Source organism: Pseudoalteromonas sp. C12FD-1, from assembly GCF_037414265.1.
Taxonomy (GTDB): Bacteria; Pseudomonadota; Gammaproteobacteria; order Enterobacterales; family Alteromonadaceae; genus Pseudoalteromonas.
Window position 1 is genome coordinate 1 of sequence record NZ_JBBEVD010000009.1, and the last position, 674, is coordinate 674.

At 42.1% G+C, this 674-nt stretch carries 1 protein-coding gene; it reads left to right on the forward strand.

From position 1 onward, the window contains the following. Nucleotides 1–674: Ig-like domain-containing protein (locus tag WDB87_RS00045; protein WP_337848636.1), on the forward strand; the 674-nt coding region annotated here is incomplete at both ends.

Sequence of the window (674 nt, forward strand, 5' to 3'; positions counted from 1 at the left end):
TATCAGATGGCGACTACACAGTAGATGTAAGCACACAAGATATAGCGGGTAACGTAGCAACAAGCACGCTAGATTTCACAAAAGACACCCAAGCAAGCACCACTTTAGTGCTAGATGATACTGTAATAAACGCAGCCGAGGACGAGGCTGTTAGCGTAAGCGGTGTGGTTGATGATGTAGAGTCAACGAATAGCATAACTGTTACCTTTACAGACAAAGACGGCACAAAAGTAATCGTTGATAATGTAACCATAAATAACGATGGCAGCTGGGAAGTAAATAACGAAAATATAAGCTCGCTTGCCGATGGCGACATAACCGTAAGTGTTAGCGTATTTGATAACGCAGGTAATGAAGCGGTTAATACCGCTAACCTAACAAAAGATACGGTTGCTAATGTCACAGTTGATATTGTTGATACAGACGATAGCGTAATAAATGGTAATGGTGAAAATACAAATGTAACCATAAACGGTACAGCTGTAGGTGTTGAAGATGGCCAAACGGTTACCGTAACAGTAACTGATGGCACAAATACTAAAACGTTCACCGCACTCGTTACTGATGAAGCGTATACAATCACAGGTGCAGACGTATCAGAGCTTAACGATGGTACATTAACCGCCACAGCCACAGTCAGTGATGTAGCAGGTAATACAGCAACTGATACAGAC